Here is a 249-nt window from a genome sequence, read left to right as displayed (position 1 = left end):
CCGTGCGGGTTTTACCGCTGCCAGGCTCCTGTACCGGCACAGGGATATCGTCTGTATGCACCTTGCCCGGCATCAGCACGTACTGGCGCAGCAGGTCGTACAGCGGCTCCAGCAGTTCGCTCACCGCACCGGACCAGCGCCCCAGCGTTGCCCGGCTCAGCTCCACGCCCTGGCGACGGTATATCTCTGACTGACGATAGTGTGGCGTATGTTCGGCGAACTTCTCCGTGACGATGCGCGCCAGCAGGC

The 249-nt window shown here is 64.3% G+C and carries 1 protein-coding gene; it reads right to left on the bottom strand.

From position 1 onward, the window contains the following. Window positions 1–249, bottom strand: a 249-nt coding sequence (locus tag F7Q90_RS26380) for an IS66 family transposase (protein WP_151161236.1), incomplete at both ends; no start/stop codon positions are given.

This window comes from Pantoea stewartii subsp. stewartii (assembly GCF_008801695.1).
GTDB lineage: Bacteria > Pseudomonadota > Gammaproteobacteria > Enterobacterales > Enterobacteriaceae > Pantoea > Pantoea stewartii.
The sequence above is the reverse complement of the archived record's forward strand: the minus strand, read 5'-3'. Positions and strand labels throughout refer to the sequence as shown.